20 protein-coding genes and 1 pseudogene are annotated in these 19,287 nt (G+C 63.6%); 8 read left to right on the plus strand and 13 right to left on the minus strand.

The window, feature by feature from the left end; genetic code table 11:
• Nucleotides 1–363: 363 nt before the first annotated feature.
• From NKH16_RS25530 to NKH16_RS25555, 6 genes are all read right to left on the minus strand, one after another.
• Nucleotides 364–2,586: a cation:proton antiporter domain-containing protein gene (locus NKH16_RS25530; RefSeq protein WP_502894990.1), complete on the minus strand. Its 2,223-nt coding sequence runs from the start codon at nt 2,584–2,586 to the stop codon at nt 364–366.
• A gap of 170 nt (nt 2,587–2,756) precedes the next feature.
• Entirely contained in the window at nt 2,757–3,455 is a 699-nt protein-coding gene (locus NKH16_RS25535; RefSeq protein ID WP_352902499.1) for a DUF2270 domain-containing protein, read from the minus strand.
• 56 nt (nt 3,456–3,511) lie between these two features.
• Nucleotides 3,512–5,620 carry a molybdopterin-containing oxidoreductase family protein gene (locus NKH16_RS25540; protein WP_352747343.1) on the minus strand — a complete coding sequence of 703 codons (2,109 nt, stop codon included), beginning with the start codon at nt 5,618–5,620 and terminating at the stop codon, nt 3,512–3,514.
• 69 nt (nt 5,621–5,689) lie between these two features.
• Nucleotides 5,690–6,097 (minus strand): SMI1/KNR4 family protein, encoded by a 408-nt coding sequence (locus tag NKH16_RS25545; RefSeq protein WP_352747345.1) that lies wholly within the window; start codon nt 6,095–6,097, stop codon nt 5,690–5,692.
• Between the two features lie 136 nt (nt 6,098–6,233).
• The gene (locus NKH16_RS25550) at nt 6,234–8,111 is read right to left on the minus strand and encodes an ABC-F family ATP-binding cassette domain-containing protein (RefSeq protein ID WP_352747346.1); all 1,878 of its coding nucleotides are present in this window, start codon (nt 8,109–8,111) and stop codon (nt 6,234–6,236) included.
• 453 nt (nt 8,112–8,564) lie between these two features.
• Nucleotides 8,565–8,744 (minus strand): hypothetical protein, encoded by a 180-nt coding sequence (locus NKH16_RS25555; RefSeq protein ID WP_352902503.1) that lies wholly within the window; start codon nt 8,742–8,744, stop codon nt 8,565–8,567.
• Nucleotides 8,745–8,876: 132 nt separating this feature from the next.
• On the opposite strand from NKH16_RS25555, the gene NKH16_RS25560 reads away from it, so the two are divergent.
• From NKH16_RS25560 to NKH16_RS25570, 3 genes are all read left to right on the plus strand, one after another.
• Nucleotides 8,877–9,050 (plus strand): hypothetical protein, encoded by a 174-nt coding sequence (locus NKH16_RS25560; protein ID WP_023677660.1) that lies wholly within the window; start codon nt 8,877–8,879, stop codon nt 9,048–9,050.
• Between the two features lie 94 nt (nt 9,051–9,144).
• Nucleotides 9,145–11,226, plus strand: a complete 2,082-nt coding sequence (locus tag NKH16_RS25565; RefSeq protein WP_352747348.1) for an ATP-dependent helicase — start codon at nt 9,145–9,147, stop codon at nt 11,224–11,226.
• Between the two features lie 165 nt (nt 11,227–11,391).
• Complete coding sequence (locus NKH16_RS25570) at nt 11,392–11,694, plus strand: DUF982 domain-containing protein (protein WP_023677662.1); 303 nt, start codon at nt 11,392–11,394, stop codon at nt 11,692–11,694.
• Between the two features lie 12 nt (nt 11,695–11,706).
• On the opposite strand, the gene NKH16_RS25575 is transcribed toward NKH16_RS25570, so the two are convergent.
• The 3 genes from NKH16_RS25575 to NKH16_RS25585 all read right to left on the minus strand — a co-directional run bounded on the left by NKH16_RS25575 (nt 11,707) and on the right by NKH16_RS25585 (nt 13,452).
• A complete protein-coding gene (locus tag NKH16_RS25575) occupies nt 11,707–12,495 on the minus strand; it encodes a GGDEF domain-containing protein (protein ID WP_352452963.1) in 789 nt (262 codons plus the stop codon).
• A 130-nt stretch (nt 12,496–12,625) separates the two neighbouring features.
• Nucleotides 12,626–12,925, minus strand: a complete 300-nt coding sequence (locus tag NKH16_RS25580; protein WP_156937369.1) for a hypothetical protein — start codon at nt 12,923–12,925, stop codon at nt 12,626–12,628.
• 14 nt (nt 12,926–12,939) lie between these two features.
• Nucleotides 12,940–13,452 carry a DinB family protein gene (locus tag NKH16_RS25585; RefSeq protein ID WP_352747351.1) on the minus strand — a complete coding sequence of 171 codons (513 nt, stop codon included), beginning with the start codon at nt 13,450–13,452 and terminating at the stop codon, nt 12,940–12,942.
• A gap of 74 nt (nt 13,453–13,526) precedes the next feature.
• Between NKH16_RS25585 and NKH16_RS25590 the strand changes: the two are divergent.
• The 5 genes and pseudogenes from NKH16_RS25590 (at nt 13,527) to NKH16_RS25610 (ending at nt 17,153) form a co-directional block, all read left to right on the plus strand.
• Nucleotides 13,527–14,236 (plus strand): annotated as a pseudogene (locus NKH16_RS25590) (glutathione S-transferase family protein).
• Nucleotides 14,237–14,549: 313 nt separating this feature from the next.
• Nucleotides 14,550–15,185, plus strand: a complete 636-nt coding sequence (bluB, locus tag NKH16_RS25595; RefSeq protein ID WP_352747354.1) for a 5,6-dimethylbenzimidazole synthase — start codon at nt 14,550–14,552, stop codon at nt 15,183–15,185.
• A 137-nt stretch (nt 15,186–15,322) separates the two neighbouring features.
• Entirely contained in the window at nt 15,323–15,619 is a 297-nt protein-coding gene (locus tag NKH16_RS25600; protein ID WP_352747357.1) for a DUF1905 domain-containing protein, read from the plus strand.
• Nucleotides 15,620–15,863: 244 nt separating this feature from the next.
• Nucleotides 15,864–16,286, plus strand: coding sequence for a nucleoside-diphosphate kinase (gene ndk, locus NKH16_RS25605; protein WP_352747360.1), 423 nt, complete (start codon nt 15,864–15,866; stop codon nt 16,284–16,286).
• A gap of 258 nt (nt 16,287–16,544) precedes the next feature.
• On the plus strand, nt 16,545–17,153 hold the full coding sequence (locus NKH16_RS25610; RefSeq protein ID WP_352452956.1) for a class I SAM-dependent methyltransferase: 609 nt from the start codon (nt 16,545–16,547) through the stop codon (nt 17,151–17,153).
• Nucleotides 17,154–17,228: 75 nt separating this feature from the next.
• Here NKH16_RS25610 and NKH16_RS25615 read toward each other — a convergent pair whose 3' ends face one another.
• The 4 genes from NKH16_RS25615 to moaD all read right to left on the minus strand — a co-directional run bounded on the left by NKH16_RS25615 (nt 17,229) and on the right by moaD (nt 19,286).
• A complete protein-coding gene (locus NKH16_RS25615; RefSeq protein WP_254820285.1) occupies nt 17,229–17,498 on the minus strand; it encodes a hypothetical protein in 270 nt (89 codons plus the stop codon).
• 194 nt (nt 17,499–17,692) lie between these two features.
• The gene (locus tag NKH16_RS25620; RefSeq protein ID WP_352747362.1) at nt 17,693–18,460 is read right to left on the minus strand and encodes a YbaY family lipoprotein; all 768 of its coding nucleotides are present in this window, start codon (nt 18,458–18,460) and stop codon (nt 17,693–17,695) included.
• 85 nt (nt 18,461–18,545) lie between these two features.
• On the minus strand, nt 18,546–19,025 hold the full coding sequence (locus NKH16_RS25625) for a molybdenum cofactor biosynthesis protein MoaE (RefSeq protein ID WP_352902509.1): 480 nt from the start codon (nt 19,023–19,025) through the stop codon (nt 18,546–18,548).
• 3 nt (nt 19,026–19,028) lie between these two features.
• On the minus strand, nt 19,029–19,286 hold the full coding sequence (gene moaD / locus NKH16_RS25630) for a molybdopterin converting factor subunit 1 (protein WP_023677674.1): 258 nt from the start codon (nt 19,284–19,286) through the stop codon (nt 19,029–19,031).
• Nucleotide 19,287 lies beyond the last annotated feature (1 nt).

Raw genomic sequence — 19,287 nt, forward strand, 5'->3', positions numbered from 1 at the left:
TCTTTGGTCTGTCCGTCAAGTGGCGTGCCTCGGGAGGAATTCGCGTCGCTCGGACCACCCCGAGATGGGTCGGCAAGTCTGTCGTTTCCAATCACGAAAATTTTGTGCCGGTGCGCCAAATTGGCCGCTTGAAAATCGACATGCAGCTCCATGCGCCACAATGTTCTTTCTTCTTTTCAACTAGCTAGTTATGCGGTCAGTGGTGATTTGCCGCGCGAACATTCTTTGAGCCGGCGTTCACCCTTTCCTGTACTCTCAGTCAACGGAACCGAACCGTTCGGTTCGAGTTCTTTACGTTTGGCGGATCAGCGCTTTCAGAGGCTCGATCGACATTCCTGCCGACGGATCAATGCGCCGTGAAATTCACGCTGCCAGCTCGGCGCCAGCGGCGTCGTGCTTGGGCCGCGCGCTGGCCAGAAGCACGACGGGGCAGTTGCAGGCGGCTAAAACAGCGCCGGCGGTTTCACCGAAGAACAGGTCCTCACCCGGACGTTGGGTGACGCCCATCACGACGATCACCGCTCCTTTGGCCGCCTCCCGGGTGATCGCCTTGTCGGGTGTAACGCGGGTATGGAACGCTGTGTCGATATGCAGGCCGTAGCGGCCCGCCAGATCAGCGATGTCTTTCAGGACGGCCTCTTCGCGGCTATGCGACACCGATATCGACCTGCGGTCCTTGGCTGCCTTTTGCGAGACGTAGAGAACCTTGATCCGCGCCCGGTTTGGACGGGCCAGCGCCAGCGCCAGGTCGGCGGCGCGACGCGCCACCTGGGTACCGTTGACGGGGACGAGAATGCTGGTGCCGGCCTTCAGCGTCGGCATCTTTTCGCCAGCATTGCCGCCGTTCAGGACCAGGCAAAGCGGGCCGTCAAATCCTGCGGCAATGTCGTTGAGGGCCGGCGCGAAGGCGCCATCGGCGGTCAGCACATTGTCCAGGCCGACCAGCAACAGGCCGTATCCCTTGCGGGCCTCTTCGGCGATCGTCTCACCCGTGGCCTCCAATTCGGTGCGGGCCGTCAGGTGGACTTTGTCGACAAGCGTATCTTCGATCCGTTTCACCGCCTGAGCGCTTTTTCTTGCGCCCTTCTTGATTTCCTGCAGGGCGCGCTCCTGTCCCTTGCTGTCGGTCGGCCTGTCAACTCGGCCGTCTTTCGGCTGAAGCAAGGTGGTGGGCAGGCGAAGCAAGGTGGTGGGCATGCCGCTGCCTCCGCCGACCAGTCCGGCGAGATATGCAGTGAACTTGCCGATCCTGCTGTCGTCGACCAGCACCAGCAGCCGCTCCAGCCTGGAAATGAAGCCGTATTCGTCCAACGCCTCGCGCTCGACACGCTGCTGCTCGTCGTGCCCAACCGGCAGCCGGCCGAGCGCCCAGCGCAGCATCGGCGGCATGGCCAAGGTGGTGATCACGGCCATGGTGACGATCATGGTGAAGAGATTGTGCGACAGGATGTTCATCGACAGGCCGATGCTGGCGACGATCACCTCGGTGGAGCCGCGTGCGTTCATGGCACTGCCGACGGCGATTGCCTCCTTGAACGACATGGCGGCGAGCTTGGCGCCGATGAAGGCGCCGCCAAACTTGCCGATGCTGGCGATGACCACGAGAGCGCCCGTCAGCATGGCAAGGGTTGGATCGGCGAGCACCGTGAGATCGGCGGAAAGCCCCGCCATGCCGAAGAAGATCGGCATGAACAGCGCGGTGATGACGCCGCGCAGCTGGCCTTCGATATGGCTGGAGAGGATGGGCGATTCCCCGACAAGGATGCCGGCGACGAACGCCCCCAGCACGGTATGGACGCCTATCAGATTAGTGATCAGCGCCATCGCTCCCATGATGATGAGGATCATGGTGATCACCGCAAACTCGCTGCGGAATTGATCGTTGGTCCAGCGGATCAAGGTGAAGACAAGACGGCGGCCAATGGTGAAGGAGAACACCATGAACAGTGCCACCGCGGCGATGGTGGTCACCAGCGGTACGAGCTGCAGCCTGCCGTTGGTGGCGATGCCGAAGGTTACGGCGATGACCAGCCAGCCGATCGTGTCCTCGATGATCGCCGAGGAAATAATCACCTGTCCGAGGTTGCGGCGCATGAAGTTCATCTCGCGCACCACCATGGCGACGACCTTGACCGACGAGATCGACAGCGCCGTGCCCAGGAACAGCCCGGCGACGGTGCGCTGCGTGGGCTCAGCCAGCAATGCGTCCGGCAGGAACTGCGCCAGCGCGAAACCGAAGATGAAGGGCACCACGACGCCGGTAGCCGAAATGGAAAAACAGGCCGCGCCAACCCGGCGCACCAGCCGCAGGTCCGTCTCCATGCCGGTCAGCAAAAGCAGCATCAGGATGCCGAGCTGCGAGACGGCGTCGATCATGCCCTTTTGCGCAGGATCACTGGGAAAGATCAGGTGCTGGGCCGACGGCCACAGCCAGCCGAACAGCGAAGGACCGAGCAGGATGCCGCCGATCAGTTGGCCCATGATTGCCGGCTGGCCATAACGCTGCAGCACTTCGCCCAGGCCGCGCCCGACAAGCAGCAGAAGCACGATCTCGGCGACGAAAGCGCCTTCGCCCGAACCACCCATGCCGGAGGCCCGGGTACCGGCAACGAGCGTCTCCGCTGCCCAGGCCGCGCCCGCGGGGACGAAAGCGCAAACCAGCAGTGTCAGGCTGGAACGTGTCGGAGCCTGCCAAGCCATGAAACCCCCATCGCCCAATGCACGTGTTCAACAACGCGCGACACGGCGTTGCGTTGCTAGACGTGGACGTCACCGAAGGAGAGTTCGCCGTCGTCGCTCTCTGTCAGAAAGGCTGTCACCAGCAGGCCTGCATAGAGGACGGCGACCAGCACGACGATGGCGCCACCAGGAACGGGACCCAGGGCAGCACTGGTGACGGCCTCACGCATCGACCCGACGAAGCCGATGCGGACGCCTTCGGTCAGAAGACTGGGGGTCGACAGTTTGAGGATCCAGGCCAGCAGCAGAATCAGCAGCATGTAAATGTAATTGCGACGCAGGCGGCGCGCCAAAGCCACGCGTTGCGAAATCAGGAATTTCGGCGCGCGCAGGCTCTCGCCGACGATCAACAGCCAATCGGACGCGAAGTCCGGCTGCGACGAGAATATCTGCGCGAAATAGTGCCGTTCGAACTGGCGCACGCGAGCCCGATAGAAGTCGAAGAAGCGATATCGGCGGGCCTCTATCCACAGCAGCAGCAGAACAAGCAGCATGGCAAACAGCAGCACGCCATGGTGAGCGCTGGCTGTCGAAAGCGAAACGGACAGCATGGCTGCGACAACGGTTATCGCCCAGTTGCTCGTCCGGTCCAGGCGGTCACGCCACCCAGCCATGCGCGCAATCTCGGCGCGATGAAAGTGGGACATTGTGGTTACGAGTTCGCCGGACGACAGTGTCCTTCCGATAGGATCCGGCGCCGGCAACACTTCTGCCATGACAATGCCTCCACCCGCCACGCGAAAACGGCCGGATGGAGATATCGTTCCGACGCTCAATCCGCCGGGCGCAGCCAGACCTTGTTGTCGTGGAAGGCCGCGCCGCCATAGGGCGCCGGCGCATCGGCGCCGGTCAGCACGTTGATGCCCTCGCCGCGCTCATGGGCGCTGTTGGGCCAGATGCCTTCGGCGACGACGACGCCGCGCTTGATGCCGTCGAACAGCTTTGCGTGCAGCACCACCTCGCCACGCTGGTTGCCGACCTCGACACGGCCGCCGTCGGCGACGCCGAGTGCCGCCGCATCATCGGGATGCAAGAGCAGCTCCGGCCGGCGCTCTTTTGCCTGCGATACCGGCGTTTCGGCAAAGGTCGAATTGAGGAAATTGCGCGCCGGCGAGGTGGTCAGCCGGAACGGGTGCGCCTCGTCCGCCACTTCGATCAGGTCGACATGGTCGGGGAATTCCGGCAGGCTCGCCACCGGCCCGAACAGGCCCATGCTTTTCGGTGGCCGGTTGGGTGCGGCCTGGCCCGTCCAGTCGGCGCGAAAATGGAACTTCTTGTCGGCATGGCCGAAGCCGTCGAGGAAATGCGCGGCCTCGAAATCCGGCTGCAAATCGACCCATTTCTGCTCTTCCAGGCTCGAAAAGCTGCCCAGCCCGCGCTTGCCCAGGATGATATCGATATGCTGCTGCTCGGTCATGCCGAAGCCCGGACGGTCGGCGACACCGAGCCTCTTGCCGAGCTCCTCGATGACGAAATGGTTGGTGCGCGGGCCTTCCGGCGGGTCGATCAGCTTCGGCCCGAGTGTGATGTGCTGGTTGCCGCCACCCTTGTAGACGTCGTCATGCTCGAGAAACATCGTCGCCGGCAGGACCACATCGGCGAGCTTGGCGGTGTCGGTCATGAACTGCTCGTGCACGCAGGAAAACAGATCGTCGCGCAGAAAACCTTGCTTCACCAGCCGCTGCTCCGGCGCGACATTGACCGGATTGGTGTTCTGGATCAGCAGCGCCGTCACCGGCGGGCCGCCATAGAGCGCATCCTCAGCCCCTGTCAGCACCGGGCCGATCCGCGAATGATCGAGATGACGGATCGCGGGGTCGCGCATCCGTGTGCCTTCGAGCAGTTCCTGGTTGAGCTTGAAGATGCCCGAATTGGAATGGAAGGCGCCGCCGCCCTCATATTGCCAGCAGCCGGTAACCGCCGCGATCGAGGCCGCGGCGTGCATGTTGACCGAACCGTTGCGCTGCCGCGAAAAACCGTAGCCGAGGCGGAAATAGGTCTTCTTCGTCGTGCCGACGAGACGGGCGAAGGCCTCGATTTCGTCGACGGAAAGCCCGGTGATGTCAGCGGCCCATTGCGGTGTCCGCGTCTTGAGATGCGCTTCCAGACCGTGCGGGTCGTCGGTGTATTTTTCCAGATAGGCGCGGTCGGCCATGCCGTCGCGGAACAGCACGTGCATGACAGCGCACGCCAGCGCGCCGTCGGTGCCGGGCTTCAGCACCAGGCCGAGATCGGCCTGCTTCATCGTTGCATTTTCGTAGACGTCGATGACGACGATCTTGGCGCCGCGTTCCTTGCGCGCCTTGATGGCGTGGGTCATGACGTTGACCTGCGTGACCACGGCATTGGTGCCCCAGATCACAACGCAGTCGGACTTTGCCATCTCCCGCGGGTCGGGACCGCGCAGCGCGCCGGCGCCCATCATCCAGCCGGTCCAGGCCAGATTGGTGCAGATCGAACCGAAGAAGCCGGAGTATTTCTTGGCGTGCCTGAGCCGCTCGATGCCGTCGCGCTGCACCAGCCCCATCGTGCCGGCATAGTAATAGGGCCAGACCGTCTCCGAGCCATATTTTGCCTCCGCTGCGATGAATTTTTCAGCGACCAGATCGAGCGCCGCCTCCCAGCTCGCTTCCTTCCAGGCGCCGTCGCCCTTGGCGCCGGCCCGCACCAGCGGCTTCAGTAGGCGGTCGGGATGATGGACGCGATCGGCGTAACGGGCGACCTTGGCGCAGATGACGCCGGCCGTATAGCTGTTGGCCTTGGCGCCATGGACGCGACCGATACGCCTGGCGTCGAGCAGCTCGACCTCGAGCGCGCAGGTCGAAGGGCAATCATGCGGACAGGCCGAATGGCCGATTTTGAGCTTGGCGTGCTGATTCATGGGAGCAAACTAGCCGGTTGTGATAGCGGCGTGTAGGGCCAGATGGGCGGGCCTACATCCCCCTCTGGGCTATTCGTCGGAAAGGCCGATCAAGTCCAAGAATGCATCAAAGTCCGGCGCAATGGGCCAAACGCTTTCGATAAGATCACTATTTGTCATGTCAAACGCAACGAGCGGATAAAGCCCCGCGGTGCGTAGATCGAACGCAATCGCGTCGCCGCCCCCGTTGCTGCCGATAACGAAAAAACCCGGAAAGAACTCCTTGAATGTCCCCTGTTGCTCTATTTCGATCACCTCTTCCGCGGCGTGCAAGGCAAGCCATAGCGGCTGGACTGGCAGGGGGCCCTCACCACCGTTGCTGAAAGAGAGAAGGGCAACATAGCTTTCAGGCAGGACCAAAGGCCCCACGTCCCTGAGTTTCTCGATCGCTTCGTCTGACGCTCCATCGTTTTTGCGCCACTCCCGACCTTCAAGCATCTCATTCACCCCCTACGGCGAACCACGTGGGTATCCAGGAACGTACCCGGCCACATGACCGCGACAGGCTTGAGCAACGCGTCGTAGGCGCGGCATTTCGGGCATCTCCCCCGCGAGGGGGGAGATTGCGCTCTTCCTACTCCGCCGTGCCTTCCTCGTACTCCGCCGACATCGACAGCCATTTTTCCTCGTGGCCGGCCAGCTGTTGCGCGAGTTGCGAGCGCTCCTTGGCCAGCCTTGTCGCGGTCGAGGGGTCCTTTTCGTAGACGGCCGGATTGGCGAGTTCGTCCTCGATCAGGTCGATGCGCTTGCGGAGACGGTCCATCAGCGCTTCGGTGGCGCGGATTTCCTTGGCCAGCGGCTCGAACGCAGCGCGGCGCGCGGCTGCGTCGCGGCGGCGGTCGGCCTTCGAGGCTTTGTCCGCCTCGCGCTTGCCGCGGCGGTCGCCGGAGACGCCGGTGACCAGCGTCTTGTAATCCTCGAGATCGCCGTCATACGGATTAACCGCGCCGTCCTTGACCAGCCACAGCCGGTCGGCGGTCGCTTCGAGCAGATGGCGGTCGTGCGAGATCAGGATGACCGCGCCGGGAAAATCGTTCAGCGCATGGATCAGCGATTCACGGCTGTCGATATCAAGATGGTTGGTCGGTTCGTCGAGGATGAACAGGTTCGGCCCCTCGAAGGCCGACAGGCCCATCAAAAGCCGCGCCTTCTCGCCGCCGGACAGGTCCTTGGCGGCGGTGTTCATCTTTTCGGTGGTCAGGCCGAACTGGGCGACACGGCCGCGCACCTTGGATTCCGGCGCGTCCGGCATCAGCCGGCGGACGTGTTCATAGGCGTTTTCATCAGGCCTGAGGTCGTCGAGCTGGTGCTGGGCGAAGATTGCTACCTTCAGCCCGGGCGCCACCGTCATGCTGCCGGTCTCCGGCTTCAGCCGGCCGGCCAAAAGCTTGGCGAAAGTCGACTTGCCGTTGCCGTTGGCGCCGAGCAGCGCGATGCGGTCGTCGGCATCGATGCGCAGCGTCATCTTCTTCAGGATCGGCTCGCCCTCGGTGTAGCCGACGTTGACGTTGTTCAGCGCAATGATCGGCGAGGCCACCGTCTTCACCGGCTCGGGGAAGGAGAACGGCCGAACCGCGTCATTCACGATCGCGGCGATCGGCTTCATCTTCTCCAACGCCTTGATGCGCGACTGCGCCTGCCTCGCCTTCGACGCCTTGGCGCGGAAGCGCTCGACGAAGGATTCCATGTGCTTGCGCGCGGCTTCCTGCTTGACGCGGCCCTTCTCCTGCAACTCGCGCTGCTCGGTATATTGGCGCTCGAATTGGTCGTAGCCGCCGCGCCAGAAGGTCAGCTTCTTCTGGTCGAGATGGACGATCGAGTTGACGGCGCGGTTGAGCAGGTCGCGATCGTGCGAAATCAAGAGCACGGTGTGCGGGTATTTCGACACGTAGTTTTCCAGCCAGAGCGTGCCTTCGAGATCGAGATAATTGGTTGGCTCGTCGAGCAGCAGCAGATCGGGCTCGGCAAACAACACGGCGGCCAGCGCGACGCGCATGCGCCAGCCGCCGGAGAAGGACGAGGCCGGGCGCCGCTGCGCGGCATCGTCGAAGCCGAGGCCGGCGAGAATGGTGGCCGCGCGTGACTCGGCCGAGTGCGCATCGATATCGGCCAGCCGCATGTGGATGTCGGCGATGCGGTGCGGATCGGTCGCCGTCTTTTCCTCTTCGAGCAGTGCACTCCGCTCAAGGTCGGCCTTGAGCACGATCTCGATCAGCGGCTCCTCGGTGCCCGGCGCTTCCTGCGCGACCTGGCCGATGCGCGTATTCTTGGGCAGGCTGATCGAGCCGGTCTCGGAGGCGAGATCGCCGGTGATCGCCTTGAACAAGGTCGTCTTGCCGGTGCCGTTGCGGCCGACAAGGCCGGCCTTGCTGCCGGCCGGCAAGGTCAGCGAGGCATGGTCGAGAAGCAGGCGTCCGGCCATGCGGAGCGAAAGGTCGTTGATGATCAGCATGGCCGGGCTTTTGCACGGGACAACCATGCTTCGCAAGGGCTTGAGCCCGGTTCGCCGCATAAGCCGCGAAAACCGACAAAGCTGGTGATGTCGACCCCGCGCGCCGCGACTTCCCGCAAAACGCAAAAAGAACCCGCTATCCTGAGGGGGGACAAGGAGAGCGGGCCCTTTCGTGAACGGCGGCCTTGGGAGCGTCCGATCGACCTCCAAACACGCAGCAGCCTGGTTTGTTCCATGGGAAGAACGAACTATGTGATGAACAAACGCTGCTGTGGCCGGCAGGTTTGTCCACAGGGGCGTGCCGTCTGTACGCTATCGACCATGACGCTGCGGAAAGACTCGGCTATCCTTGGATGTGCGGCGGGCTTGATCTCCGCCTGGCCGGCGCCATCAGCTTCCTCCCAAGCGGCGCCGGCCACCTTCCTTGACCGGCGCCGACGCCATTTGAGGCGGTCATTGTTTCGGCGGCGTGCCGGGCTGATCCCCGCCGGTCGTCGACTTCGGCACCGGATTCTTGTCGACCTGCGGGTTCTGATCGACCGTGTCGCCAGGGGCCTTGGTCGGCTGGATTTTGTTGTCGCAACCCGCAACGGTCAGAGCTGCCATAAGCAGCAGGATTGAGCGCTTTTTCATCGCAGTCTCCTCTCGCCCGACAACGAGGCGTCGGCGATTTGGTTGCGCGGCCCGTGTCGTTCCTGCATTCGCCAAGGGGCCTGGGAACAAAATGCCGCGTCTCCGGTTGCTGCACAATCAATGGAGGAAGGCATGATCCGTCTGCTCATCGCCGGGGCAATCGTCTATGTCGCCTATCGCGTCGCCAAGAAAGTGATCGACGAGGTGCCCGACGATTTCGATCCGCTGCTGCTGCCGCCACCACAGGACGATCGCGAGGCGCTGCGGCGGCAATCGGCAAGGATGGGCGTCGAGCCGGAGCGTTAGTCGACAGGCCTGCCCGCAAGGCTTCTTCGTTCACGAGCCCTATTCCGGCTCCGCAAACCGTTGCGAACAAAGCAGAAACGATGCTTGATGGGCGATGAACCTCGCCGCCCGTGATTCGTCCTTCCAGCCGGCCTATCTGGCGAAGCTCAACGCCGAGCAGCGGCTTGCCGTCGAACATGGCGACGGCAAGATCGCCGGACCGTTGCTGGTCATTGCCGGCGCCGGCTCCGGCAAGACCAACACGCTGGCGCACCGGGTCGCGCATCTGATCGTCAGGGGTGCCGACCCGCGCCGCATCCTTTTGATGACATTTTCGCGCCGTGCCGCAGCGGAAATGGCCAAGCGGGTCGAGCGCATCGCCGGCGAGGTGCTGGGGCGCGATGCCTCGGTGATCACCGATGCGCTGAGCTGGGCCGGCACGTTCCACGGCATCGGCGCCAGGCTGCTGCGCGATTATGCGCTGGAGATCGGTCTCGATCCGGCCTTCACCATCCACGATCGCGAGGATTCCGCCGACCTGATGAACCTCGCCCGCCACGAGCTTGGGTTTTCGAAGACTGAAGCCCGCTTCCCGACCAAGGGCACCTGCCTTGCGATCTATTCGCGCGCCGTCAACGCACAGGCGGCGCTCGGCGAGGTGCTGGGTTCGGTGTTCCCGTGGTGCGCCGGCTGGGCCGAACAGCTGAAGCAATTATTCGCACGATATGTCGAGGCCAAGCAGGCGCAGAATGTGCTCGATTACGACGACCTGCTGCTCTACTGGGCGCAGATGGCCGGCGAGCCGGAAATCGCCGCGCATCTGGGTGCGCGTTTCGACCATGTGCTGGTCGATGAATACCAGGACACCAACCGGCTGCAGGCCTCGATCCTGACGGCCCTCAAGCCCGACGGATCGGGGCTGACGGTGGTCGGCGACGACGCGCAGTCGATCTTTTCGTTCCGCGCCGCGGAAGTGCGCAATATCCTGGATTTTCCGAAGCAGTTCGCGCAGCCGGCCGAGGTCGTCATGCTGGAGCGCAACTACCGCTCGACCGAGACCATCCTGGCGGCGGCCAATGCGGTGATCGGCGAAGCTTCAGAACGTTTCACCAAAAATCTCTGGACCGAGCGCAAATCGGCGGAAAAGCCGAAGCTGGTGAGCGTGCGCGACGAGACCGAGCAGGCGAGCTACGTCTGCCAGGCGATACTGACCGAACGCGAAGCCGGAACCGTTCTCAAAGCACAGGCGGTGCTGTTTCGCGCCTCGCACCATAGCGGCCCGCTGGAGATCGAGCTGACGCGCCGCAACATCCCCTTCGTCAAGTTCGGCGGGCTGAAATTTCTCGATGCAGCTCACGTCAAGGACTTGCTGGCCGTACTGCGCTTTGCCGAAAACCCGCGCGACCGCGTCGCCGGCTTTCGCGTGCTGCAACTTCTGCCGGGCATCGGCCCTTCGGCCGCCAATGCGATCGTCGAGACCATGGCAAATTCGCTTGACGAGACGATGGGGCTTGCCCGCTATCGGCCGCCGCAGCGTGCCGCCGACGACTGGCCGGGCTTTGTCGCGCTCTATAGCGGCCTGCGTGCCGGCGCGCAAAAATGGCCGGCCGACATCGAACAGGTCAGGCTCTGGTACGAGCCGCATCTGGAACGTATCCACGAGGATGCAACGACGCGCCGGGCCGATCTCCTGCAGCTCGAGCAGATCGCTTCCGGCTATGCGTCGCGAGAGCGCTTCCTCACCGAGCTGACACTCGATCCGCCGGACGCGACCAGCGACGAAGCCGGCCCGCCACACCGCGACGAGGATTATCTGATCCTGTCGACGATCCATTCGGCCAAGGGCCAGGAGTGGAAGAACGTCTTCGTGCTCAACACCGTCGACGGCTGCATCCCGATCGATCTCGGCGTCGGCAGCAAGGAGGACGTCGACGAGGAGCGGCGGCTGCTCTACGTGGCGATGACGCGGGCCAAGGACAGCCTGCACCTGGTCATGCCGCATCGCTTTTTCGTCCACGGCCAGGCGGCGCGCGGCGACCGCCATGTCTATGCCTCGCGCACGCGCTTCATCCCGCGCTCTATCCTCGGCGCCTTCGAGCAGGTGGCATGGGCCAGCGTCCAGGCCAGAGACGATCCGCGCCGCCAGCCGCAGGTGCGTGTCGACCTCGGCGCCCGCATGCGCGGCATGTGGAAATAGGCACCCGCCTCGACGTCGGCGCTGCTCGCCCGGCGACCGCTCCCAGAGCCGGCGAAAAAAACAATCCCGGCAACATGGAACCTCGCGCCGTGATCCGCGTTTCTGCCCGACCCCCAGACCGGAGAACGGCGTCCGCCGTGACCTCCGCCCATTCGAGAGGCCAGAATGCACGACAGGACGTTTTCCACCCCGGTCGCCCTAACTGTTGGCGCCGGCTACAAGCGTACGATCGCTTCGTTCTCCGAGATGCACGAATTCCTGACCGAGTTCCCGCCTTCGCGCCGCCGGCTGAGCTATGGCGCCGCGGTAAAGGCCTGCGAGGCGGCACGTGCCGGCGATATCTCGGCCGAAGCGGCACGCGACGCCCTGATCACCTTCGCCGTGACGGCAGGCATCCTCTGGCCGGCCGCCCAGCCGGCAGTCTCGGTCAAGCCGGTCGCCCGGGGCCTCGGCGGCTACGCCGCCTGACAGAAACGACCATCAATGGACCGTCATCGGGCCGCCGCCGGGCGGGTCGCCCGCTGCCGCAGTTTCGAAACTGACCTGATCGCGGCCGTTCGATTTGGCCTTGTAAAGGTGCTTGTCCGCCACCACGAACATCTCGGCGTAGGTGGTCGGCCCGCTGAAGGCGACGCCGCCGATGCTGACCGTGAGAGGACAGGGCCGGCCGCCAGGCGTGAACTCCGCCTCACGGACGCGCCGGCGAATTGTCTCCGCCACCAGCCAGGACTGCGAAGGATCCGCGCCGGGAAGGAAAACCGCAAATTCCTCGCCGCCGATCCGGCCGACGATGTCGGCGCCGCGTAGCTGGCCCTGGATTGTCCTGGCGATCAGCTTGAGCGCCTGGTCTCCGCAGTCGTGGCCGAGGCGGTCATTGACGGATTTGAAATGGTCGGCATCGACGATCAGCAAGGCTCCGGCATTTACGACGGAATGGCTGCGGGCCTGTTCGAGATAGGCCTCGACGAGCATGGAAAATGCACCCCGGTTGAATACCGCCGTCAGGCTGTCGGTCGCCGCGACGACGGCCAGTACCTTCTGCGCGATCGCCAGCTGGCGCATTTTCCACATGAGGAAGAAGAAGAACGAGCTGGCCAGGACAAGCGGCAGCAGCAGGTCTGTGAGCTGCGCCCGCCACAGCGCTTCCGGCGACAAATACGGGAAATTGAAGGAATCGACGAAGAACGCGGCTGCAATGCAGACCGCCGTGCCCGCGACGGTAACCGCCACGACCCTGCCCCAGCTCGTCGGGGACAAATCGATCTGCATGCTTTTGCTCCTGCTTCAGCCGGCTACCTTGAAGCAACAGCGCAAACGAAGTCCTAAGACTTTGCTTTCAATTCGATCGCAGTCGAAGCGAACCAGCCGTCGAGATGGCGGCCAGATAAGGAGATCGGTCCTAAATCAGCTGCCTTCTGATGCTCATCCGGGTGACCGCGGTCACAAGAATGGCGCCGATCATGAAATAGATGGTCGCCACGATGTCGCCCTGGTGGAAATAATAACCGGAGTTGAGGAGCGCCAGGACCACGGCGAAGAACGCCACGAGGCGCAAGGGTTCATTGGGCATGCGTGCCAATTCTCGCTGTTGCTGCTGAATGCTGCTGAAGCGGCCGCCCTCACGACCGTGCGCTCCATAAAATGTTTTGGCGCGTTTTGCAATCTCGGCAGATCGTCCTCTATCCACCGTCCGCTTCACCAGCCGCCCCAGGTTCAGGCGAAGGCCCTGCCCTCCTCGCTGCGCTGGAACATCGTCAGGTCCAGTCCGAGGCTTGGTTTGCCCAGAATGGTCAGGATCGCATGCGCCTGGCCGCGGTGGTGGGTCTGGTGGTTGAAGAAGTGGTCGAGCGCCGGCGCCAGCCGCTGCGAGACGGTGCGCATATCCGAGACGGTCATGTAGGAGAAGCGGCCCGACAGCGCCTTGTCGCTCAGGCCGTCGACCCAGTCGATGATCCGTTTGTCCTCGGCCTCGCGCGCCAGCCGCAAGCCTGGCAAGGCGCGGTGCAGGACCGTGTCGAGCCTTGCCGGCGCGTCGCCCTCACCGGTGAAGCGTTTCATCCAGATACGGTCGGCTGCCAGGAGGTGGTTGAGCGTTCCCATCATTGAACCGAAGAAGACGCCGATATTGCGGTCGAACTCTTCCTCGTCGAGATCGGCGGCGGCATCGTAGATGCGGCCGTTGGCCCATTGATTGTAGGCCGCAAACATCCTGAAATGCTGTTTCATTCTTCTCTCGACCTGCGAGACCCCCTGCGCGGGTCTGTTTCGGCCATAGTTAGACTGCAAGGACGCTGCCGCCAATGACCATTCTGCTCTATGACCTTGTCGGACGCGACGCCGCCCGCCATTCAGCCCACATTGCTGGAAGGCGGCGATGGCGCTGGCCCACAAAGGGCTCGACATCACCAGCGTGCCGACCCGTTTCCTCGAAGTGCCGAAGGTGGAAGGCGGCGTCTCGAAGCTCGTTCCGCTGATCCGCGACGGCGAGACGGTGGTCGCCGATTCCTTCGCCATCGCGCTCTATCTCGAGGAGGCCTATCCCGAGCGGCCGACATTGTTTTCCGGCGACGGCGGCAAGGCGACGGCGCGCTTCATCGAACGCTGGTCGCAGCTGACCATCCATCCCTACGTCACTTCCGCGGCGATACTGGACCTACATGCCATGCAGGACGAGGCGAACGCCGCCTACTTCCGGCAGAACCGCGAGCAGCGCTTCGGCAAGCGCCTGGAGGCGGTTTACGCCACCCGCGACGCCGGGCTCGCCGGCTTCCGCGCCTCGCTGGAGCCGCTGCGCTCGATGCTTGGCTATCAGCCCTTCATCGGCGGCCGGTCGCCGCTATTTGCCGACTACATCGTTTTCGGCGCGCTGCAATGGGCGCGAATCGCCACGCCCTACCGGCTGCTCGACGACGGCGACATCGTGGCGCAATGGTTCGAACGATGCCTCGATCTGCATGGCGGCCTCGGCCGTAACGTCGTGGCGGCAGCGATCTCCCGCCTCGAGAGTTGAAATCGGCAGTTTTCATCGGCGGCGGCACATTTTGTTCTTGCTTTGTGCCGGCAGCTATGCTATTAATCCCGATATGGTGATGATTCGCACCGACGCCCGCCCGGCCTGCCGAGGCGGGTTTTGTTTTGCCGATCGAGGTCCAACGGCGTTGCCGGCAGGGACGTCGTCCGGCCTTAGCTGAAAGTTGCCAGCCGGCGAAATGCGACAATGCGGGTAGACGAAGTGTCGCTCGAAGCGCCTCATCAGCGCCTGGATCGAAGCAAACAAGACGAACATCCGGCGAACCGGGCAATCACAACAAAGGCAGCGCGCCATGACCGCAAACCCAGAGTTCCCGGCCGATTTTCGCGCTGCGCTCGCCAACCTTTTCCTGTGGCGGCGCGACGTCAGGCGGTTCAAGTCGACGCCGCTCCCCGATGGAGCGCTGGAGCGGCTACTGGAGCTTGCCAGCGCCGCACCGTCCGTCGGGCTGAGCCAGCCCTGGCGCTTCGTCGTCGCCGAGAGCGAGGCATGCCGCGCCGCCGTCAGGGCCTGCTTCGAGCGCTGCAACGCGGAGGCACTCCAAAGCTTTTGCGGTGAACGCGCCGCCCTGTATTCGCGCCTGAAGCTTGCCGGCTTGAATGAGGCGCCCTGCCAACTTGCGGTTTTCGCCGACCGCGCAACCGAGCAAGGGCATGGGCTCGGCCGCATGACCATGCCAGCCACCATAGACTATTCCGCTGTCATGGCGGTCCACACGATGTGGCTGGCGGCGCGCGCCGAAGGAATAGGTATGGGCTGGGTCTCGATCCTCGATCCGGCCGAGATGGCGACCATCCTGGACGTGGCGCCGGAGTGGACGCTGATCGGTTACTTCTGCATCGGCTACCCCAGCGAGAACCACAGCGTGCCGGAACTGGAACGGGAAGGCTGGGAAACGCGGCGGCCGTCTATCGTGACAAGGCGGTAGTGGAATGGCGCGGGGAAGAATGACTCCTCCCTGCAGGGCTGTGAATGTCATGGATGGTTTCGCCGATCGTCAGCATTGCCAGCAAGACACCATGGCAAAGCCAGTCGTGACGGGCTTGACCTGAGGAAGGGCATAGAATGTTTCGCTACGACATGCAGGCCGAGATCTGGGTCTATCCGGGCAAGGGCGGCTGGCATTTCGTGACGCTGCCGCCGGAGGTTGGAGCCCGGATCAAGACGGCGATGGTGGGGATGGCAAGGCCCTGGGGCTCGCTTGGCGTGGAAGCCGTCGTCGGCCAGACCAGATGGCGGACATCGCTGTTTCCCGACAAGAAATCCGGCAGCCTGCTCTTGCCGATCAAGACCGCGGTGCGGGTTCGCGAAGGCCTCGGGGCTGGCGACACGGCCAACCTGACGATCGAGATGCAGTTATGACGGCGTAGTCTCAGGCTTGCGACGACGCGCTATAGGGCGGCCAGTCGATCGGACCCAAAGTGGGTACCGGTTGTCGGAAAATCCGATGCTCGGCAAAAAGATGGAGCGGCGGCATGGTTCGACTTGAAAGTCCGCCGCCCCAGCGCAGAATGCGCGCCGGGCCGGCCTCCCCTTGGCAAGGCGGCGGGCGGCTTGTATAGAGCCCGCCACCCTCAATTCCACTCTCCATCACAAGGACGATCCCATGGCGCTCGAACGCACCTTTTCCATGATCAAGCCGGACGCGACCCGCCGCAATCTCACCGGCGCTATCACCAAGATGCTGGAAGATGCCGGTCTGCGCGTCGTCGCTTCGCGCCGGGTGTGGATGAGCCGCCGCGAGGCGGAAGGTTTCTATGCCGTCCACAAGGAGCGTCCGTTCTTCGGCGAGCTGGTCGAATCCATGTCGTCGGGCCCGACAGTCGTGCAGGTACTGGAAGGCGAGCACGCCATTGCCAAGAACCGCGAAGTGATGGGCGCCACCAATCCGGCAAGCGCCGCCGAAGGCACCATCCGCAAGCTGCACTCACTGTCGATCGGCGAGAACTCCGTGCACGGTTCCGATGCGCCGGAAACCGCTGCGCAGGAGATCAAATACTGGTTCTCGGACACCGAGATCGTCGGCTGAGCCGGCATCCCGAACCCCATCGAAGAGGCCGGCGCAACGCCGGCCTTTTTTGCTAAAGCGCGTCGCGTTCGACCGGCTTCCTGCGACGCGCTTCAAGTTTCTTGTCTTGATGCATGTCATTATCGCAAAACCGCTGCACACTTTTGCGCGACATGCAGTAGCGGACATTTTCAGCTTCAGGCTCCTCGACGGGTCACGGGTGCGTTAAGCTCGGAGGGGCGGATCAAACGCGGTCCCGACAATGGAGCCGACAAGGCCATGACCAGCACCATTCCCGGTTTCTTCCAAGGCACCGAAATGCCAACCAGCGGCTGGTGGGAAGCGCTGTGGCCCGAGCCTGCCAGTGTCCTGGCGGCAGTCGGCATGAAGCCCGGCACGGACGTGGTCGATCTCTGCTGCGGCGACGGCTGGTTCACGCTGCCAATCGCCAGGGTCGCCCGTCATGTGATCGCTATCGACATTGATGCCGATCTGCTCGAAGTCGCCAGGCTGCGGCTGGCCGAAGGAGGCGCGAGCAATTGCGAGTTTTTGGCGGGCGACGCCTATGAACTTGCCAGGCTGGTGCCTCAAACCGTCGACTTCGTCTTTATCGCCAACGCTTTCCACGGCGTTCCGGATCGGCCGCGGCTTGCCCGCGCCGTGCGCGCGACGCTTGGCCCTGCCGGTCGTTTTGCCATCGTCAACTGGCACCAGTATCCGCGCGAGCAGACCACGGTCCTGGGCGAGCCGCGCGGGCCAAAGACCGAGCTGAGGCTGTCACCCGAACAGACCACCGCGTCGGTGGAAGCGAGCGGGTTCAAGCTCGCCGAGCTGGTTGATGTGCCGCCCTATCACTATGGCGCGGTATTCAAACTCGCGACGAATTGAGAAATATCGCATGAAATGCGGCATCGTCGCCCGATACATGTCGCCCGCCGCCCCCTAGCGGCGGGTTCTGCCGGTCTATTTCGCCTGGCGTTCCTTCACGTTCGCATGTTCGTTCGCCGCTTCCGTGTCGGTGGACGGGGTCTTGGTCTCTTCACCTGAAAACGGGCTGCCCTGCCCCGGTGCGAGATCGCCGCTATGGCCGGCCTTGTTGGTCTGGAACGGTTGGCTGTCCGCTTTGAGACCGTGGTCAAGAGCATTGACGAGATGGTCGTCCGCCTTGGCAAGGCCGGTAAAGGCAAGGAGCGATGCACCGGTGGCGGCAAGGATAAGCGTGTGCGTTTTCATGTCTGGACTCCTTTGAGTTAAGGCCAGAACGAGCCGCAGCCATTCTGGCGGCTTCAACGAAGGGACAAACGTCCCGTTTGCCTTACCCGCCATTTCATGTGGAACTAACGCGCCCTCTGCCCGGCCTATTCCCGCTGAAACACAACGTGATCGGCATGCAGCTGCCGCAGAGAGTAATCGGCTTGGGTGATGCGCTAGCTCGCGGCGTTGAAGCGCAGAATGTCGCGGCCGCCGCTGTCAATGATGACAAGCTTGCCGGCGTCGACGTGGTAGGATGCCGCCTTGGCCAGCGCCTCGAACAGCGCCTTTTCCTCGACCATGACCTGAGGCGCGCAGGCCTTGAAGGTCGAGCCGATGTCGCTGATGGCGATCGTCGAGCCGTCTACCTTGGCAGTGGCAAAATAGACGTTGCAAGGGCCGCTGCCGCCGGCCTTGCCGGCTTCGCTGATCCGGAATGTCGCCCGCGGCTCGGCAATCACGCCGACACCGTCGATATATTCGACCAGCCAGCTTTGGCCGAACACCGAGGCTGCCGCCGGCGCATCGCTCGGCGCCGCCATTTTCAGCATGATGGTCTGTGGCGCGTCGCTGAGCGGGTCGACCTGATGGCGCGTATCGGTGACGAATAGCAGCCGGTCGTCGACAGTGATGCGCGCCTGCAGCGCGTAGGTCATATCAGGCCGGATCACCCGCGGATCGAAGCTGATCTCGAACTTGATCGGCACCTGGCCGGCCGGCACCACCTTGCGCTCACCGATGATTGCGGCCGGCGCGTCGGCCAGCGACACGTCGGCAAGCTGCACGGAAAGCACGGCATTGGGCGGCAGCGCGATGCGCTCGCGATACATCACCTCGCCCTTGAGGGTCTTTTCGGCAGCCGCGGAATGATCCGGAACGGCCAGGATGCCGACGGCCAGCGGCACCAGTCCGAAGATGAAGAACTCGGCGATCCTGTCCAGCATGATCCTGCTCCCCTTCCGGCCAAGGGTCTCGCAGGATTGCGGTCAATGAATGGCCGGCCGGGTATGGGATGGCTGTCGCAGGGATTTATTTGGACGGCGGCTGCCTCCAGCGGCCCGCCGCCTTGTCGTCGGCCTCCTTGGCATCGACCCAGCCGCCCTCGGAACCGTCGCTATGGTGTTCCTTTTTCCAGAACGGCGCGCGTGATTTCAAATAGTCCATCAGGAAATTCGCGGCCTCGAACGCCGCTTGCCGGTGGGCGGAAGCCGCCACTACCAGCACGATGTTTTCGCCGGGCGCGATCTTGCCGTGGCGATGGATCGCGGTGAGCCCCTGCAGCGGCCAGCGATCGATTGCCTCGCCGGCGATGCGGGATATCTCGGCTTCCGCCATGCCGGGATAATGTTCGAGCTCGAGCGCCGAGAGCCTGCCTTGCTCGTCGCGGCAAAGGCCGGAGAAGGTCACCACAGCGCCGATATCGTTGCGACCGCTGGTCAGCCTGGCGATCTCGGCGGCGACGTCGAAATCCTCCGCCTGCATGCGCACGACCGGCACCACCGCGGACATGGTTCAGCCACCGGTCATCGGCGGGAACAGCGCGATCTCGCGCGCGCCGGCGATCTTCTCGCGGTGCTCGACATGTTCCTGGTTGATGGCGACGCGGATCACGTCAGGATATTGCAGCGCGTTCTCGTACTCCTCGCCGCGCGATTTCAGCCAGCGCAACAGGTCGGCGACCGTTTCGATGCCGGCCGGCAGTTCGACCTCTTCCTCCGGTCTGCCGATCCGCTCGCGCACCCAGGCGAAATAGATGAGCTTCGTCGACATT

The sequence above is a fragment of the Mesorhizobium sp. M1307 genome (assembly GCF_040318155.1).
Classification (GTDB): domain Bacteria; phylum Pseudomonadota; class Alphaproteobacteria; order Rhizobiales; family Rhizobiaceae; genus Mesorhizobium.

Bases quoted from the DNA above. Each gene is read 5' to 3' on its own strand.
- NKH16_RS25585 (WP_352747351.1), bottom strand. From the start codon at position 13,452: ATGAAACAGCATTTCAGGATGTTTGCGGCCTACAATCAATGGGCCAAC.
- moaD (WP_023677674.1), bottom strand. From the start codon at position 19,286: ATGTCGACGAAGCTCATCTATTTCGCCTGGGTGCGCGAGCGGATCGGC.
- NKH16_RS25575 (WP_352452963.1), bottom strand. From the start codon at position 12,495: ATGCAGATCGATTTGTCCCCGACGAGCTGGGGCAGGGTCGTGGCGGTT.
- NKH16_RS25625 (WP_352902509.1), bottom strand. From the start codon at position 19,025: ATGTCCGCGGTGGTGCCGGTCGTGCGCATGCAGGCGGAGGATTTCGAC.
- NKH16_RS25550 (WP_352747346.1), bottom strand. From the start codon at position 8,111: ATGCTGATCATCAACGACCTTTCGCTCCGCATGGCCGGACGCCTGCTT.
- NKH16_RS25530 (WP_502894990.1), bottom strand. From the start codon at position 2,586: ATGGGTGGTTCGGGCGAAGGCGCTTTCGTCGCCGAGATCGTGCTTCTG.
- NKH16_RS25615 (WP_254820285.1), bottom strand. From the start codon at position 17,498: ATGAAAACGCACACGCTTATCCTTGCCGCCACCGGTGCATCGCTCCTT.
- NKH16_RS25600 (WP_352747357.1), top strand. From the start codon at position 15,323: ATGTTTCGCTACGACATGCAGGCCGAGATCTGGGTCTATCCGGGCAAG.
- NKH16_RS25620 (WP_352747362.1), bottom strand. From the start codon at position 18,460: ATGCTGGACAGGATCGCCGAGTTCTTCATCTTCGGACTGGTGCCGCTG.
- NKH16_RS25535 (WP_352902499.1), bottom strand. From the start codon at position 3,455: ATGGCAGAAGTGTTGCCGGCGCCGGATCCTATCGGAAGGACACTGTCG.
- NKH16_RS25540 (WP_352747343.1), bottom strand. From the start codon at position 5,620: ATGAATCAGCACGCCAAGCTCAAAATCGGCCATTCGGCCTGTCCGCAT.
- NKH16_RS25560 (WP_023677660.1), top strand. From the start codon at position 8,877: ATGATCCGTCTGCTCATCGCCGGGGCAATCGTCTATGTCGCCTATCGC.
- ndk (WP_352747360.1), top strand. From the start codon at position 15,864: ATGGCGCTCGAACGCACCTTTTCCATGATCAAGCCGGACGCGACCCGC.
- NKH16_RS25565 (WP_352747348.1), top strand. From the start codon at position 9,145: ATGAACCTCGCCGCCCGTGATTCGTCCTTCCAGCCGGCCTATCTGGCG.
- NKH16_RS25545 (WP_352747345.1), bottom strand. From the start codon at position 6,097: ATGCTTGAAGGTCGGGAGTGGCGCAAAAACGATGGAGCGTCAGACGAA.
- NKH16_RS25610 (WP_352452956.1), top strand. From the start codon at position 16,545: ATGACCAGCACCATTCCCGGTTTCTTCCAAGGCACCGAAATGCCAACC.
- NKH16_RS25570 (WP_023677662.1), top strand. From the start codon at position 11,392: ATGCACGACAGGACGTTTTCCACCCCGGTCGCCCTAACTGTTGGCGCC.
- bluB (WP_352747354.1), top strand. From the start codon at position 14,550: ATGACCGCAAACCCAGAGTTCCCGGCCGATTTTCGCGCTGCGCTCGCC.
- NKH16_RS25555 (WP_352902503.1), bottom strand. From the start codon at position 8,744: ATGAAAAAGCGCTCAATCCTGCTGCTTATGGCAGCTCTGACCGTTGCG.